13 protein-coding genes and 1 pseudogene are annotated in these 14,830 nt (G+C 69.6%); 6 read left to right on the top strand and 8 right to left on the bottom strand.

Annotated features, from left to right (window positions below; genetic code table 11):
* Window positions 1-369: 369 nt before the first annotated feature.
* Window positions 370-1,407, bottom strand: a complete 1,038-nt coding sequence (locus AB0M95_RS34780; protein ID WP_363774070.1) for an amidohydrolase family protein — start codon at window positions 1,405-1,407, stop codon at window positions 370-372.
* A gap of 126 nt (window positions 1,408-1,533) precedes the next feature.
* Between AB0M95_RS34780 and AB0M95_RS34775 the strand changes: the two genes are divergently transcribed.
* The gene (locus AB0M95_RS34775) at window positions 1,534-2,262 is read left to right on the top strand and encodes a TetR/AcrR family transcriptional regulator (protein ID WP_363774067.1); all 729 of its coding nucleotides are present in this window, start codon (window positions 1,534-1,536) and stop codon (window positions 2,260-2,262) included.
* Between the two features lie 140 nt (window positions 2,263-2,402).
* Here AB0M95_RS34775 and AB0M95_RS34770 read toward each other — a convergent pair.
* Together AB0M95_RS34770 and AB0M95_RS34765 are read right to left on the bottom strand one after the other, a co-directional pair.
* Window positions 2,403-3,000: pseudogene (locus AB0M95_RS34770) on the bottom strand (DUF4158 domain-containing protein).
* Window positions 3,001-3,361: 361 nt separating this feature from the next.
* The gene (locus tag AB0M95_RS34765) at window positions 3,362-3,967 is read right to left on the bottom strand and encodes an ATP-binding protein (RefSeq protein ID WP_363774064.1); all 606 of its coding nucleotides are present in this window, start codon (window positions 3,965-3,967) and stop codon (window positions 3,362-3,364) included.
* A 420-nt stretch (window positions 3,968-4,387) separates the two neighbouring features.
* Between AB0M95_RS34765 and AB0M95_RS34760 the strand changes: the two genes are divergently transcribed.
* The 4 genes from AB0M95_RS34760 (at window position 4,388) to AB0M95_RS34745 (ending at window position 6,557) form a co-directional block, all read left to right on the top strand.
* On the top strand, window positions 4,388-5,209 hold the full coding sequence (locus tag AB0M95_RS34760; protein WP_363774061.1) for a helix-turn-helix transcriptional regulator: 822 nt from the start codon (window positions 4,388-4,390) through the stop codon (window positions 5,207-5,209).
* Window positions 5,200-5,412, top strand: a complete 213-nt coding sequence (locus AB0M95_RS34755) for a DUF397 domain-containing protein (protein ID WP_363774058.1) — start codon at window positions 5,200-5,202, stop codon at window positions 5,410-5,412. The genes AB0M95_RS34760 and AB0M95_RS34755 overlap by 10 nt, the downstream gene beginning before the upstream one ends.
* 147 nt (window positions 5,413-5,559) lie before the next feature.
* Window positions 5,560-5,979, top strand: coding sequence for an SRPBCC family protein (locus tag AB0M95_RS34750; protein ID WP_363774055.1), 420 nt, complete (start codon window positions 5,560-5,562; stop codon window positions 5,977-5,979).
* Window positions 5,976-6,557: a TetR/AcrR family transcriptional regulator gene (locus tag AB0M95_RS34745; RefSeq protein ID WP_363774052.1), complete on the top strand. Its 582-nt coding sequence runs from the start codon at window positions 5,976-5,978 to the stop codon at window positions 6,555-6,557. Before AB0M95_RS34750 ends, AB0M95_RS34745 begins: the two co-directional genes overlap by 4 nt.
* A 43-nt stretch (window positions 6,558-6,600) precedes the next feature.
* Here the strand turns inward: AB0M95_RS34745 and AB0M95_RS34740 are convergent, their stop codons facing one another.
* From AB0M95_RS34740 to AB0M95_RS34720, 5 genes are all read right to left on the bottom strand, one after another.
* The gene (locus AB0M95_RS34740; protein WP_363774049.1) at window positions 6,601-9,207 is read right to left on the bottom strand and encodes a LuxR C-terminal-related transcriptional regulator; all 2,607 of its coding nucleotides are present in this window, start codon (window positions 9,205-9,207) and stop codon (window positions 6,601-6,603) included.
* Window positions 9,208-9,327: 120 nt separating this feature from the next.
* On the bottom strand, window positions 9,328-10,239 hold the full coding sequence (locus AB0M95_RS34735; RefSeq protein ID WP_363774046.1) for a BTAD domain-containing putative transcriptional regulator: 912 nt from the start codon (window positions 10,237-10,239) through the stop codon (window positions 9,328-9,330).
* Window positions 10,240-10,398: 159 nt separating this feature from the next.
* A complete protein-coding gene (locus AB0M95_RS34730; protein WP_363774043.1) occupies window positions 10,399-10,647 on the bottom strand; it encodes a hypothetical protein in 249 nt (82 codons plus the stop codon).
* Window positions 10,648-11,137: 490 nt separating this feature from the next.
* Complete coding sequence (locus AB0M95_RS34725) at window positions 11,138-11,953, bottom strand: response regulator transcription factor (RefSeq protein ID WP_363774040.1); 816 nt, start codon at window positions 11,951-11,953, stop codon at window positions 11,138-11,140.
* A complete protein-coding gene (locus tag AB0M95_RS34720; protein WP_363774037.1) occupies window positions 11,947-13,314 on the bottom strand; it encodes a histidine kinase in 1,368 nt (455 codons plus the stop codon). Before AB0M95_RS34720 ends, AB0M95_RS34725 begins: the two co-directional genes overlap by 7 nt.
* A gap of 542 nt (window positions 13,315-13,856) precedes the next feature.
* Between AB0M95_RS34720 and AB0M95_RS34715 the strand changes: the two genes are divergently transcribed.
* The gene (locus AB0M95_RS34715) at window positions 13,857-14,711 is read left to right on the top strand and encodes a DUF998 domain-containing protein (protein ID WP_363774034.1); all 855 of its coding nucleotides are present in this window, start codon (window positions 13,857-13,859) and stop codon (window positions 14,709-14,711) included.
* Window positions 14,712-14,830: the final 119 nt, after the last annotated feature.

Genomic DNA, 14,830 nt, shown 5'->3' with positions numbered 1-14,830 from the left:
CCTGGCGAACAAGATGACAAGAGCCCGGTGAACCGAGAGGTTCACGCCGGGATCCGTGGGGGCCGGGAGGGGAAGTTCCTCCCGGCTACCCGACCAGCAATCACCATCGGATCTGATTGGATTCGAGCCGCCGCGAACCCCCGGATTGCATGGGTTCGTTGGACGCGTCGGCCGTCTGTCGGCAAACGATCGTTTGCCGACAGACGGGGGGCGACTGTCCTGGCCCCAGAGCGCGGGAAGCCGTCAGGCGGGGATGGTGGGGACCGCGTTCGCCGCGGATCCGGCGTGCGCCGAGGTCCGCCTCGGTGGGGCCGCGAGGGCCGGCCGGAGCGCGCGGTGGCGTCCCGGCCGGCCACTGTAGGTGGCGCTTCAGGCCGTCGGGCGCTTGGCGCGGGCGGTGAGGCGTTCCCAGTTGCGGTGGCCGATGTCGGCCTTCTGCTCGTCGGTGAACGGTGAGTTCTCCAGGAAGGAGCGGGCTTCGCCGTTGCTGGTGTCGACGTAGGGGAAGCCGCCGGGGCGGAAGCCGTAGGTGAAGGGGTAGTCGGTGGAGTACAGCATCCGGTCGGTGCCCATCACTTCGGCGGTCCAGCGCAGGTAGCGGGGGCTGTTGGTGCCGCTGCCGGCGACCCAGAAGTTGTTTTTGAAGTAGTCCGCCAGGGGCTGGCGCAGGCGGCCTGCCTCGCCGTAGAAGCCGGTGTGGTCGAGGTAGAACATCACGACCTCGCCCCAGTGCCCGGCGATCACCTGCAGGTCGGGGAACCGGTCGAAGACCCCCGAGAAGATCATGCGCAGGTACTGGACGCCGAGGTCGTAGTACCAGCCGAGTCCGGCTCCGGCCAGTACGGGGCCCATGGGCTCGGGGAGGTCGGAGTAGTAGGCGTCGATGACGGGCTGGACCGGTGTCTGCGGGTGGAAGTGCAGCGGCACGGCGAGGCGCTCGGCCATCGCGTACAGCTCGTCGTTGTCCGGGTGGTCGGCCGGCTTGTCCCCGGTGCGGCCGTACAGCATGGCTCCGGGAAAGCCCAGCTCGCACACGGCGCGCTCCAGCTCGGCCGCGGCCGCGGCCGGCGACTGGGTGGGAATCGCGGCGAACGCCTGGAAGCGGTCGGGCCGGGAGGCGACGATCGCGGCAAGCTGGTCATTGGCCTCGCGCGCCACCGCCACGGCGTCGGCCTCCGGCAGGTCCTGCACGCCCGGAGTCGACAGGGACAGTACAGCGACATCGATTCCCTGATCGTTCATGTGCGCCAGCCGCTGCTCACCGACGTCGTGCAGGTTCTTCGCGATCGGGCTGTCCCCGAAGCCCCGCGAGAAGATCTGCGGCGATCCGGCCCGCTGGTACGCCTCGTAGACGGCGGGCACGACGACGGTCTCTTCCACCCCGATGATCCGCAAACGGTCGGACATGTCAGTTCTCCTCGTTCTTCTGTTTCCGTTGGAACTCTACCCACGATACCGCTGATATTTTCGACGGCAACATGAAGCCGATAACATCGATAGCACCTCAGTTCCGAGGCCGCTATCGTTGCTTCTATGCCTGTTGAACCGACCCTCACCCGGGGCGCCGCGGAGCCCGGCGCCGTCGCGCGAGAGCAGACGCGCTGCCGGATCATCGACGCCGCGACGGGCCTGCTGGAGCGCGGGGGCCGCGACGCGGTCACCACCCGGGCGGTCGCCGACGCCGCCGGACTGCAGCCGCCGGCCCTCTACCGGCTGTTCGGCGACAAGAAGGGGCTGCTGGACGCGGTGGCCGAGCACGGCTTCACCCGGTTCCTGGCAGCCAAGCAGCAGATCGAACCCACACCGGAGGACCCGGTCAAGGAACTGCGCGACGGCTGGGACACCGTGGTCGAGTTCGGACTGACCAACCCCGCGCTGTACACACTGATGTACGGCGAGCCCGCCCGGTCCACGACCGTGTTCCGGATCGGCCTCGAACTCCTTATGGACCGAATCCGTCGCATCGCCGGCGCGGGGCTCCTGCGCGTGGAAGAGGGACTCGCGGCCCAGATCGTCCACGCCACCGCCAGCGGCGCCGTCCTGACCTGGCAGTCCGTCCCCGAGCCCGAGCGAGACCCCGCGCTCCTTGTCGCCCTGCGCGAATCGATGATCACCACCATCACCACCCAGGAACCGGCTGTGGAGGAACCGGGGCCGGGCGGCGCTGCCCGTGCCCTGCGCGCAGCACTGCCCGGCCAGAAGGCCCTCAGCCAGGCCGAACAGCAACTTCTGACGGAATGGCTCCAGCGACTGTCCGCATAACCGCGCCCCACGACCGGACTCAAGTCCATGATCGTCGGATTGGCGGCAACCGCTGTTCCGCAAGGCCGATGTCGTCCGTGTCGGCGGCCGGCGCAGCCGCTCCAGCTCCGAGAGTCGGGAACCCTCCGGCGTCTTCAGCGTCACCACCAGGTCGCCCGGCAACACGGGGTCCGCACGGCGGGCGGCCCCCGCGACCGTGGCGTGCAGCCGCTTCTCCGCGACCTTCCGCACCTCCGACACCTGCCGGGCCAGCACCGACCCCCGGGCAGCAGAACCCGGTGACGGCGCAGCCAGCCCACCGCGTGGTCGAACAGCGCCTTCGGGCCCTCGGCGTGCGTCCACGCCCGCCCATGCAGGAACGTACGGAACCGCCGGCCCCTCTCGGCGTCCTCGTAGAGGTGGTAGCCGTAGGTGTCCCGGATCTCCCACGCGTGGTCGTACAGCGTCTGACGCCGTTCGACGTACCTTGACCACCGACGGGTCCTCGATGCCAAGCTGCGCGGCCAGGTGCTCGACCACCGGCCACGGCACCGCGAGCGGGTCCTCCAGGAACAGACCGACGTACCGCACCGTGCACATCTGGAGTGCGAACCCGAGCCGGTGATGCTTCGTCCGCCGCAGGGCGATCAGATCCCGGTCCACGTCGTCCAGGAAGAAGAACCGCTCCAGCTCGGGCCTCGTCGGTTCCTCGGCGAATGTCCCGTACGCCTCAGCCTGCTCATCACTCAGAAATTCCACCGGCACGAGCCGGACCGTAACCAGCCCTGGAGCAGGCCCGGAGTCGTTTCACCGAACCACAGCGGCGAAGTGGATCACTGTGCTAGCTGCCCATGATCGTTCTCACCGATAACCGCTGTACCGATGTTCCCCGAGGCCGGCCTACGGCTTCCGCAACCCGGAGAACCAGCGATTACGGACCCGATGCGCTACCACCCGGCGAGCCCGTGGATGCCTCAATCCCGATTAACTTCGAAGAGCCCGAAGAAGTCGATGTTCTCGCTATGGGCAGGGAGACTACCTCTCGGCTGATCCGGTGCGCCCGCGATGCACGTCGGCTCGCGGCGGTCTCGCCTGTGTTCACGCTGACCCCGTTCAACTGTCAGAGGGGCGGGGCAGACCCCAGCGAGCCCAGACGGTCTTGCCCCGGGGACTCCGGGAAAGGGATGACGCCCGATCGGTCGGCGAGGGCGTCGACGATCGTCAGGCCGCGACCATGTACGGCCTCGGCCCCGAGGTCGAGACGACGGGGTAGCCCCGGCCCGTGATCGGCCACCTCGATGACGAGCTCGCCACCCTCGTCCCGCAGCGAGACCCGCACGGGCGGCTCACCGTGGCTGATCGCGTTCGCGAGTAGCTCTGCGGCGGCCAGCACCACGTCGTCGGCCAGGGCGTGCAACGCCCAAAGACGCAGCACGTCGTGCATCATGCTGCGGGTCTTACCGACCATCGCGGGATCCTGCGGGAGGTCCCAGCTCACGGTACGCGCGTCGTCATCGGCTCGGGCCACGGTGGCTCCTGGGGAGTGCGGGGACTGCGGGGGTGAAGGGGGCGCGGGCCGCTCGGCCTCGCGCATCAGGTCACGCAGCTCGTCGGTGGTGCGGGCCTTGACGAGCAGGGGTTTCGGGGCGGTCCAGGTGGCGACGGCGTAGAAGTGCCGCGCCCCGACGCCGTACCACACGCACCAGACGGGTTCGGTCAGATCCACGTGCCTCGCCTCGGCCCGCTCGGCCGGGTCCCACCGCCGCGGCTCGACGTGGATGGCAGGCCCACCTCGCCGATGCCGCCCCTGTCGGCGTATCGGTTCGTCGCGGCCCGTCATACCGCCGCCCCAACTCGAACTCGCCCACGGAACCGGCAGTCTGTGTCGGAATTTTTCGTATTTGCGACGCCCACCTGTCACCTCTTATCCGGACTTTGTTGACGACTTAAAAGACGGTCGTGCCGAGCATTGGTGAATGAACAGGACTAATCGCCCGGCTTGCCTTGACTTTCTCGATCCACTTCACAGCTTGCCTTCAAGCGGCTACGTTGTGCATCGAAAGGCCCGCACATTGGCGGACAGTCTGTGGCGATTCCGTGTTAGGTGTGCGGGCGGTGTAGTGATCTCTTATCGGACGGAGTTGAAATGTCCGCGACCCCCGAGCCTGGCCCGAACATCAAGCCTCTGATCCTCTTTGGCGCAGAGCTGCGCAAACACCGAAAAAATGCTGATTTATCGCAAGAGCGACTGGCTGAGCTGATTCGATTCAGTCCGAGCCTGCTCGGTTTCGTCGAAAGAGGTCAGCGGACGCCAAGCCGGAACTTCGTGCAACGCTGTGACGGCGCGCTGGAACTGGACGGTGCGCTCCTCCGTCTATGGGCCAAGCTCACTGGTGAAGTGACTCCGGGCTGGTTTCGCGGGTGGCTCGGTATCGAGCAGGAAGCCCACACCCTGCACACTTGGCAACCGTTGTACGTACCGGGGCTGCTGCAAACAGAGGACTACGCGCGAGTCGTCATCCGAGGGGAGCCGGGAATCACGGACGAACAGGTAGAAAAACTCGTCGAGGGACGGTTGGAGCGACAGGCGATCCTTGCGAGCGATGGCGCCCCGCTCTTCCGTGCTGTGCTCGACGAGGGCATCCTTCACCGCCCGATCGGTGGTAAGGATGTAATGCGCGAACAACTGGGTCGGCTGCTGGAGGCGGTCAAGTCCCCCCGCATCGGTATCCAAATCGTGCCCTTGGCTGTCGGAGCCACTACTGGGCTCCTGGGCGGATTTGTCATCGCGCAACTACCAGATGGTGCGGATACGGTATATATCGACTCGGCAACTCACGGACATGTGACGGATCGGTTAGAAGATGTTCGGGCTGTTCACAGCCGATACGACACGATTCGAGCCGAGGCGTTGCCTCAGCATGTTTCGATCGAGCTGATCAGAGAGGCGGAGAAGCTATGGACCTGAGCGACGAGCTGGAAGCCGCGGCCTGGCGTAAGGCCACCAAGAGCGGATCAAATGGGGGTGACTGTCTGGAGGTGGCTCCGTTGTCCGGCGGGCGGGTGGGGCTGCGGGATACGGAGGCTCCTGAGAAGGCTCCGTTCGTGGTCAGCACCAGTGTCTGGGACGCCTTCATCGACGGGGCGAAGAAAGGTGAGTTCGACTTCTGACCCTGGACAGACGCTACGGGAGCGTCCTGGTGTGCAGGACGGGAGCCCCGGAGTGCCGGCTCCGGAGGGCTCCCTGCCCCGCAGACCCGGACGCTCTCGTGGTGGAGGACGGAGGCGTCCCCTGCCGGCGCATGTACCATTTGGTACATGCGGTTTGAATCTGCGATCACGATCGCCGCCGGCCCGCAGCGCGTGTGGGAGGTGTTCAGCGACGTGGAACGCTGGCCCGAATGGGCCGAGACCGTCACGTCGGTGGCGCTCGCCGAGCCGGGGCCGCTGAAGGTCGGGTCCCGGGCGAAGATCAAGCAGCCGAAGCTGCGGACGGCGGTCTGGGAGGTGACCGAGCTGGTGGAAGGGGAGTACTTCGTCTGGGTGAGCAGGAGCCCGGGGGTACGGGTCACCGGAGGCCACTGGGTGGAGGCGACCCCGGACGGTACGGTCGCCCGGTCGACCATCGACCAGGAGGGGCCGCTCAGCCCGCTCATCGCGCGGCTGACCGGCAAGCTCACCACCCGCTACCTCGCGCTGGAGGCCCAGGGCCTCAAGGCGCGCAGCGAGCGGGCGTGACCCCCAGGGAGAAGTGGCTGGCCCAGGCGATCGAGTACTTCGCCGCCAACGGGATCGGGGACGCCAGCCTCCGTTCCATCGCGGCCGGCCTCGGCACCAGCCACCGCGTGCTGATCCACCACTTCGGATCGCGGGAAGGGCTGCTCGCCGAGGTCGTACGAGCGGTCGAGGCGCGGCAGCGGGCGAGCCTCGCGGACCTGGCCGGGGACGAGTCGCCGCTGCGGGAGACCTGGCTGCGTTTCCGGGAGAAGGTGGTCGAGGCCGCCCTGGTCTACGGGCGTCTGTTCTTCGAGCTCTCGGCGCACGCGATGCAGGACCGTCCGTACGCGCGGGCTCTGCGGAACGATCTCATCGACGGCTGGCTGCCCCCGCTGACCGAGATCTGCCTGCGGAGCGGGATGGGCCCGGCGGAGGCCCGCGCGTACGCCCGGCTGAGCCTGGCCGCCACCCGCGGCCTCCTTTTCGACCTGCTGCTGACCGGCGACCGGACGGGCGTGGACGAGGCGTTCCTGCTGCTCGACCGGCTCCACCAGGAGCTGGTCGACCACCCGGCGGACAGCCCGCAGCTGTCATCGTGACCGCGAACCGCCGTGCGCCGGACGGAATCGTGGAGCGGTGGCCTCAGCGTGGGTCTCTTCCGGCTTCGCCATCCCCCAGGTTCATGCGGTGTGCGGCGGCTGCCGCCTGTGCGCGGTTGGCCACGCCGAGCTTGTGCAGTACCGCGGAGACATGATGCTCGACCGTCTTGGCCGACAGCGTCAGGCGCTGCGCGATCTGCGCGTTCGACAGCCCGTCGGCGAGCAGCGCGAGCACGTCGACCTGCCGCGCGGTCAGGCCGGCCACGTTGGCGGCGGTCGCCCGCCGGGGACCGCGCGGAATCCGGGAGAGTCCGCGCACGCGCAGCTCCGCCCGCAAATGCTCGGCGGCCACGGTGGCGCCGAGCCCGTCAAGGATCCGTAGCGCTTCGACCGCCGCGCTCCGGTCACCGCCCGAGAGCGCCTTGGCCCGTAAGAACACGGCGCCGCGCCGAGCCCATTCCTTGGCCGCGCCGTCCCAGTCGCCCGTGATCATCATCTGGTACGGCGCGGCGATGGTGGCCGGGAGCGGATCGGTGCCACCGGCCCGCCACAGGGCGTAGGCGATCCTCCCGATGACGAACGGCTGGCGGCTCACCGACAGTGCCAGGGCCAGCCCGCGACGGGCCTCTTCCTGGGCGCGTTCGACGTCGCCGTACCACAGGAAGTACTCCGATCGGGCTGCCGCGACGGGGAGGACGAACTGTGCGTCGCGGATCCCCGCCGCCTGGCGTGCCGCTTCGTCGAGCGTGGACAGCGCCTCGGGGTGGCCGCCGGCGGCCTGGATCCGGCCACGTACGATGAGCGGCCACACCGCGCCGACGCCGAGCAGACCCATTCGCCTCAGCGCCGCGTCGGCATCGGCCAGGGCGCCGCTCCAATCGCCGCGTTCCATGCGGATCCTGGCTCTCGTCCCGAGTATGTGGTGGATCCACCCATCGAGGTCGTGCCGCTTGGCGTATTCGAGCACGCGATCGATCGGCGAGGCCGCCGCGGCATACTGGGCGAGCTCGTCGGCCGCGATGTTGCCCAGATTGCTCAACGCGCGAGCGCCGTGTTCGAAGAACCCGTGCGCGGCCGCCCTCTCGTGTGTCTGTTCCATCGCCGTCCAGGCGTCGGTGTCGCCGTCGGCGAGCCGGGCGGTGTTCACATTGATCGTCACGTGGATGGCGGTGTCCAGATCGCCGAGCCGTTCGGCGAGCTCGCGGGCCCGCTCTCCCCATGTGACGGCCTGGTCGAACTTGTAAGCGAGCATGTAGAGCTGCGACTGATTGCTGTATGCCATGGCGAGCCGCCGGCTCGGGGGCCCGGCTTCGAGGAGGGTCACGGCCCGGGCCGCCGTCTCCCAGGCCAGCGCGGCGCGCCCGGTCAGCCACGCCAGCCGGGAGATCCAGCGCAGGTTCTCCCCGGCTTCTTCCGGTTGTCCGAGCGCCTCCCGGATGGCCAGGGCGGTCTGCCGCGCCTGCAGACCTTCCTTGTACAGCCCGGTCAGGTGGGCCTCGACCGCGTACGCTTCGAGTAACTCGGCCCGCTGCGGTTCCGGTAATCGGTCGGCGGTCGCCGCCGCGGCCTGGTAGTGCGCGGCCGCCTCCCGGTGTGCGCCCTGCCTGGCCGCGTCCGCTCCCGCGGTCCGCGCGTGCCGGAGTACGGCGGCGGAGTCTCCCGCGAGCCTCGCGTGGTGGACCAGCCGGGACGGGTCGATCCCGGTGACCTGACTCAGGATGCCCAGCGCCCGCTGGTGCAGAGAGGCCCGCCGCGCCGGTGACAGCGAGTCCTCCACCGCGTTGCGTAACAGCTCATGCCGGTACGACACGCCGTCGCCGGCCGGTACGAGCACCCCGGCGCCGATGCAAAGATCTACGAGTTCCGACGCGCCGGCCACGATGGCGGCATCCGCGCGGGTCGGAATCACCGCCACCAGCTGGGCCAGCTCCCGTGCGGGCGACGGCAGGGCTCGCAGCCGATCCAGAATGAGATCCTGCACGGCCTCGGGCACCGCATCGCCATCGGTCTTGAGCAACTCGGTGACCAGTAGCGGGTTTCCGCCGGTCAGCCTGTGGATCGTTCCGGCGTCTCGTCCCATCCGGCGCGCCTGTTCGGCCACGCACGCCTCCGACAGCGGCGGCAGCGTCACCCGTCGCACGATGGTGCTGGGCAAGGACGCGAGAGTGCCCCGCAGCGGGTGCTCGACCCCCACTTCGTCGTCGCGGTAGGTCACCACCAGCAAGGCCGAGAGTCGGCCGATACGCCGGCCGAGGAAGGCGAGCCAATCGAGCGTGGCCCCGTCGGCCCAGTGCGCGTCCTCCACCACGACCACCGGCCGGGGTCGCTGCCGCGGCCCGGTGAGCTCGTCCAGGAACGCCGTGAAGATCTCTTCCTGAGCCCCGTAGGCGTTCAGCCGGTCGGCGAGGAGTCCTCCCGTCTGCCGGCCGATGTCATGCAGAGGGCCGAGCGCGCGCGGCGTGACCATTCGATCGCAACCGCCCCAGAGCACGCGGGCTCGCGTGCCGCATCTCCTCGCGAACTCGGTGACGAGCGAGGACTTCCCCAGGCCGGCCTCGCCCGCAACGAGCGCGATGCGACCACCCCCGGAGCTGCCTCGCAGAAGATCATCAAGAACGTCCAATACCGAGGTGCGTTCCCACAGCTCCACGATCAGTGATGATATTGGCGTCCAGTGCCCGATCCAATCCAGCGTCGTGTAGTGCCCGGTCAGGATCCCCGCATCGGCGAGCGGTACGAATCGCCGCCGGACTCATCGAGCCGGACCACGTCATCTGCGGAGTGCGCCTCGGCTTGTGCGTTGAGGCAGGACATTGAGGATCCTCCAGTCCTCACTGCGGGCCGGATCACGAGACCAGCGGCTCAGCGTGCCGCTCGCCACGGGCAGGCGCGGGGACTGGAGGCCGACGTCGACGGCGCCCGCCACGATGGCGGCGCTGCCCGCTTCGAGTTGGGCGGAGGCCGCCGCCCGGCCGCCCAGCGGCAGCCCCCGGGGGGAGCCCGGGATCGCGGTCGCCATTTCTCGAAGCGCCGCGGAGACCTCGATGCCGAGTTCACGTCGCAGGATGTCTTGGCATACCGTGATCTGCCGCAGGGCCGCGGTTCGGTTCCCCGCCGCCGCAAGGGTCCGGACCAGCAACTCGTGATTGCCTTCGTCGAGCGGGTTGCAGGCCACCGCACGCGAGGCGTACGCGATCGCCTCGCGTGGCAGGCCGGCTGCCAGCAGGGCGACCGCCGCGTGGCGCAGCCGCGCCTCCAGCGTGGCCGAGACGCGGTGCCGCTCCACCAGCAGCCACGACTCGAATTCTGGGCTTGAGGCCAAGCTGACGCCTTCGAGCAGCTCGCCACCGAGGCCCAGGAGCGCGGCGGGGGCGGTGTGCTTGTCGGTGAGCCGGCGGACATCGACCACGACATCCTCATCGAGCGTTGTGACCAAGGGGTCGCCGTTGAGCATGTCGGGGAGGCCGAACGCCCGGCGTAGCTCGGCGAGTGTCCACCGCAGCGCTCCCAGCGGGTCGTTGGCGTCCCCGAAGAGCAGTTCGGCAAGGCGCTTGCGGCTGGGTGGCCGCTCCGCCAGCAGCAGGTAGCTGAGCAGAGCCCATGCCTTGCGGCCCCTGGGCGGACGGACCGGCCGGCCGTCCCGGAAGATGGCCGGTGGTCCCAGCAGCCGGATCGTCAACATGTACCGACCCCCTCAGTGTGATCGGCGTCCGACCATCTGGACGGACCCCGGCCGATCGATGCCCCGAGCGGCGGCCCACCATCGGCGTCCAGGGTGGAGAAGAGGGGGGTGGTGTCGACGCCGTCGCGCATCCGCTCGTTGACGGTGGCGGTCATTGCTTTAGTTGCCTTTCGGTGTGGTGATGCGCGGGCGTGCGGGCTTGCCGAGGCGCGCGATGAAAGTGCGGTCAGGCGCGAGCGAAGTCCCGATCGCCTGGAACGGGCGGGCGGCCATCTCCGCCGCCTCGACCTCGATGGCCATGCTGAGCCGCTTCCGCGGTTCGACGAACTTCGGTATGGCGACGAACTTCGGTATGGCGGATAGCCGGCCGACGACCACGACGACGTCGTGGTGGCTGTCGATAGGCACTGGGTGAGCTCCAGGACTGCTGGTCAGAAAGGACTGCTGGTCAGAGAGGAGGAGATCAGGCATGTGAATGGTCGGAGTGGCATGCAGTAGCTTCGGTGAAGCTCCGTTTTGGGACCCCACGTGCGAAACCATCTGTCAGAGCGACCAGATGGTTCCCGTACCGAGATAGGTCACGATTTCCTTCAGTGAGAGCCGTTCACAGGGAACGGTAAATCCACTGCCAGTCGCGACAAATGGGGGGATCTACCTAAATTCTGGCTTCCCCGTCCCTCAGGCTAATGCGGTGCGCGGCGGCTGCCAAGCAGTTAATGCGGTGTGCGGCGGCTGCCAGGCCGCGGTCAATGAACGGCCCGAACGTTGCCGGTAGAGGGTGAGGCGTTCGACGGCTTCTCCTCGCCGGTCTGCCGCCGCTTCGATCGGGTTCACGGCTTCCGCGAGACCATGCGGCAGGCGTGCACGAACGACGACCGGCAGGTACGCGGGCAGGCGTTCACGCGGGCAGGCGTGGCGGGTCGTTCGCCGCGACCGGTTTCACTAGGCCGGTCTCGTAGGCCAGGACGACGGCCTGGACGCGGTCACGGAGGCCTAGTTTGCCCAGAATGTGGCCGACGTGAGTCTTGATCGTGTGCTCGGACAGGACCAGCTCGGCGGCGATGGCCGCGTTCGTGAGCCCTCTCGCGACCAAAGTGAGGACCTCCGTCTCACGCGGGGTGAGCTCCGCCAGCCGTTCCGGGCGGACCGGCGGCGTCGTGCGGTCGGCGCGGAGAAAGTCCGCTATCAGCCGCTTCGTCACGCCCGGGGCCAGCAGAGAGTCCCCCGCCGCGACCACGCGCACGGCGTTGACCAACTCGCCGGCAGTGGCGTCCTTCAGCAGGAACCCGCTCGCCCCCGCCCGAAGCGCCTGGTAGACGTACTTGTCCAGATCGAAGGTGGTCAACACCAGCACCCTGAGCGGCCGCTTGTCATACGACGGCTCGGCACCCACCACGTGCCGGAACGACACTGCCAGGCGCCGGTCCGGTTCGACCTGGTCCGCAGTCGGCCGTGGTGGCGGCGGCAGTTGTCCGGATGACGGCGCGAGCAGGCGGCGGGTCGCCTCCAGGCCGTCCAGTTTGGGCATGCGGATGTCCATCATCACCACGTCGGGCCGCTCGCCCCGCAGGCTCAGCTCGGCGATCTTCGCCAGCGCCTCCGCGCCGTCCCCGGCCGTCCCCACCACCGAGAGATCCGGCTGCGCGTCCAGCAGGAACGTGAACCCCTCGCGCACCATGGCCTGGTCGTCCACGACGAACACCCGCGTCACCACGACGTGCCACCTCGCTCGCCCGTGAGCGGCACCGCGACGCTGACGGTGAACCCGCCGTCGGGCCGCGGCCCCGCGCGTAACTCGCCGCTCACGATGGCCGTTCGCTCCCGCATGCCCGCCAGGCCGTGACCAGGCCCTGCCGCCTCCTCCCGTAGGGCCACCAGGTCGCGGCCCGGCCCCGCCGTCCGGGCGGGACGGGGCGGCGGGTCGTTGTCCACCTCGACGCGCACCTGGTCATCCGAGTACCGCAGCTCCAACCGGACGGGCGCGCCGGGGGCGTGGCGACGTGCGTTGGTCAGGGCCTCCTGCGCCACCCGGTAGAGGACCAGGCCGACCGTGGACGGCACCGTCCGAGGGGCGCCGCACACGGTCAGCGTCACGGGCGCGCTGGAGGAACCGGCCTCGGCGACCAGGTCCTCGATGTCGGCCAGGCCGGGCTGCGGCGCGAGTTCCACCTCGTCGTCGTCCCGGCGCAGCACGCCGAGGAGCCTGCGGGTGTCGTTGAGCGCCTGGCGGGTGGCGTCGCCCACCGCGGCCAGTTCGGCGCGCACCGGATCGTCCTGCGGGGCCTGCCGCAGCGCCGCCAGCCGGTACGGCGCGGTCTCCGTCCGCACGGCGATGAGGGACAGATGGTGGGCTATGACGTCGTGCAGTTCGCCGACGATGCGGGCCCGCTCCTCCAGGACGGCCCGCCTGACCTGCTCCTCGGCCACCGACCGGCTCACCGTGTCGAGCCGCTGCTCGATGCGGTCCTGCCGCCCGACGCCGAGGCCGGCCAGCGTCGCCGCGCCCACCGCCAGAACCCCCGCCGCAGCGGCCCCGGACAGCGGCCCAGCCCCGGCCATCAGCCCGGCCGGGAGGACCAGGGCGAGGCTCAACCCGGCGATGGCCATGTCACACGGCAGCGGGGCGCGCGCGACCGCCATCATCACGACCGGGAGGTATAGCAGCATTCCGGGTGTCCAGGGCGAACCGATGGGGTACCCGGCGTCCCCGTGCGCGAGCATCGCCGCGAGGGCCATGGTCAGCACGGTGCCCGCCACGGTGAGCCGCCAGGCCGTCAGCGGCAGGCGCCGCATGAGCAGGACAGGGACCATGTGCAGCAGGATGACGACCGGGACGAGCGCGCCGCCCCGGTCGGGGAGCCAGCCGTTGCCGATCTCCCCGCTGAACAGAGCCGCCACCGCCACCACGAGCAGCACCCGCTGCGCGTACCGCCTGCGTCCGGTGCCCCACGCGGACGGCGGCAGGTCGCGGTCGCGCCCGGATACCAGGACGTACCAGACCGCCCGCGAGACCCGGGCGGTGAACCCGCCGACACCGGCCCGGGCGGTGAATCCGCTGGCATCGCCCTGGGGCATAAATCCACTGACACCGGCCTGGGTGGTGAAACCATCGACACCGACCTCTGGGGCCAACGCGCCGAGACCGGACTGTGGGGCGACCCCACCGAGCCCATCCCCGGCCGCCGTGCTATTCATATCGGCCCACGCTATTCGACCCGAAGGCCCTCCACATCGCTCTACGGAGTGATCCTGGGCATCACCGCGAGGTCGCGGATTCGCCTTCCGGCGGGAGGAAAGGGCCAGTCCGGAAATCGACCGGCTTACCGACGCGAACCAGCGGCCGTACCGTCCAGCCTGGGCACATGAACACCACCAAACCGCCCTCCTCAGCCACCGCGAGCCAGGCACCCGAAACCACCCCCGCGCGTGAGACCACCCCCGCGCCCGAGACCGCGGTGGCCGAGATTGAGGGGGCCACTGTGATTCCGATCGGGAGGACCGTCGGAACCGTGACGGCCAAGCCCTCGGCAGGAACCGCGTCCGCCACCCCTGCCACTGGAAGTGGCCCGACCGAGCCTGCGGCCGGAAACGGACCCGCCAGGCTCGCGGCCGGGAACGTGTCCGCAAAACCTGCCATCGGAAGTAGGTCGGCCAAGCCTGCGACCGGGACTACGATCAACTGCCCGACCGGGACCGCCGGTCGGACCCCGACCGTCAACTGGACTCCGTTCGTCGACCCGACCGAGACCTCCGACCCGACTTCGATCACGGGCCGGATCCGGATCGCCGGCCCGGCCCAGACCGCCGAACCCGCTGTCGGGGACCGGCTAGCACGGATGCTCGCCCGTGCTGGAGGGCTGTGGCTCGCGTGCGGGGTCGGTACCGCCGTCGCCAGCGAGCTGGGCCGCAGAGGCGGAATCGACCTGATCCGTCCCACGTTCAGCGAGCTGATCTTCACGAACCCCGGCACCCGCCTCGTCGGTCTCAGCATGGTGTCGCTCGCCTTCGCGGCCGTCTGCGTCGCCTTGGCGCTGGACGGCCTGCGGGCCCCAGCGGACCGCCTGACCTGGACGCTCGTCGGGGGATGGAGCGGCACCCTGATCGTGGCCGCGATCTTCCCGATGACGTCCGCCGGAGCCCCGCCCGCATGGCACGACTCGCTGCACCGCTACGCCGCGCTGGCCGGGCTTCTCTGTCTCCCCTTGGCGGGGCTGCGGCTGGCCCGCCGTTCCAAGGCCGATCCCCGCAGGTTGCCCGCGATGCCGCTGGTCCGGCTGCTCTGCGTGGCGAGCATGCTCGGCGTTGCCGCCTTCCTGGCCACGTTCGTTCCCGTGGGCCACCCGCTGTGGCTGCTCGGCGCGCGTCAGTACAGCGGCGTCACCGAGCGCGTGGCTCTGGTCGCCGACGTCGCGCTGCTCGCCACCCTGATGGCGGCGGCGCTACGTACGTCCGCTCGGTCCCGGCGCGGTTGACCCAGCTGGCGGGCCGCCGTCCGTCACGGCAGGAAGCACCTGCCGGGGGCGCGGACGACGCGGCCGTCGCTGGTCAGGCGCTTTGGGCGATCCGGCACTGTGAGTGATCGACCCAGGTC

The sequence above is a fragment of the Sphaerisporangium sp. NPDC051017 genome, from assembly GCF_040683095.1.
Lineage (GTDB): Bacteria > Actinomycetota > Actinomycetes > Streptosporangiales > Streptosporangiaceae > Sphaerisporangium.
This window is presented reverse-complemented; position numbering and strand designations above follow the sequence as displayed.

Excerpts from the sequence above, each read along its gene's own strand:
- AB0M95_RS34735 (WP_363774046.1), bottom strand. The coding sequence starts at position 10,239 with ATGTTGACGATCCGGCTGCTGGGACCACCGGCCATCTTCCGGGACGGC.
- AB0M95_RS34780 (WP_363774070.1), bottom strand. The coding sequence starts at position 1,407 with ATGTCCGACCGTTTGCGGATCATCGGGGTGGAAGAGACCGTCGTCGTG.
- AB0M95_RS34760 (WP_363774061.1), top strand. The coding sequence starts at position 4,388 with ATGTCCGCGACCCCCGAGCCTGGCCCGAACATCAAGCCTCTGATCCTC.
- AB0M95_RS34775 (WP_363774067.1), top strand. The coding sequence starts at position 1,534 with ATGCCTGTTGAACCGACCCTCACCCGGGGCGCCGCGGAGCCCGGCGCC.
- AB0M95_RS34720 (WP_363774037.1), bottom strand. The coding sequence starts at position 13,314 with ATGCCCCAGGGCGATGCCAGCGGATTCACCGCCCGGGCCGGTGTCGGC.
- AB0M95_RS34755 (WP_363774058.1), top strand. The coding sequence starts at position 5,200 with ATGGACCTGAGCGACGAGCTGGAAGCCGCGGCCTGGCGTAAGGCCACC.
- AB0M95_RS34750 (WP_363774055.1), top strand. The coding sequence starts at position 5,560 with ATGCGGTTTGAATCTGCGATCACGATCGCCGCCGGCCCGCAGCGCGTG.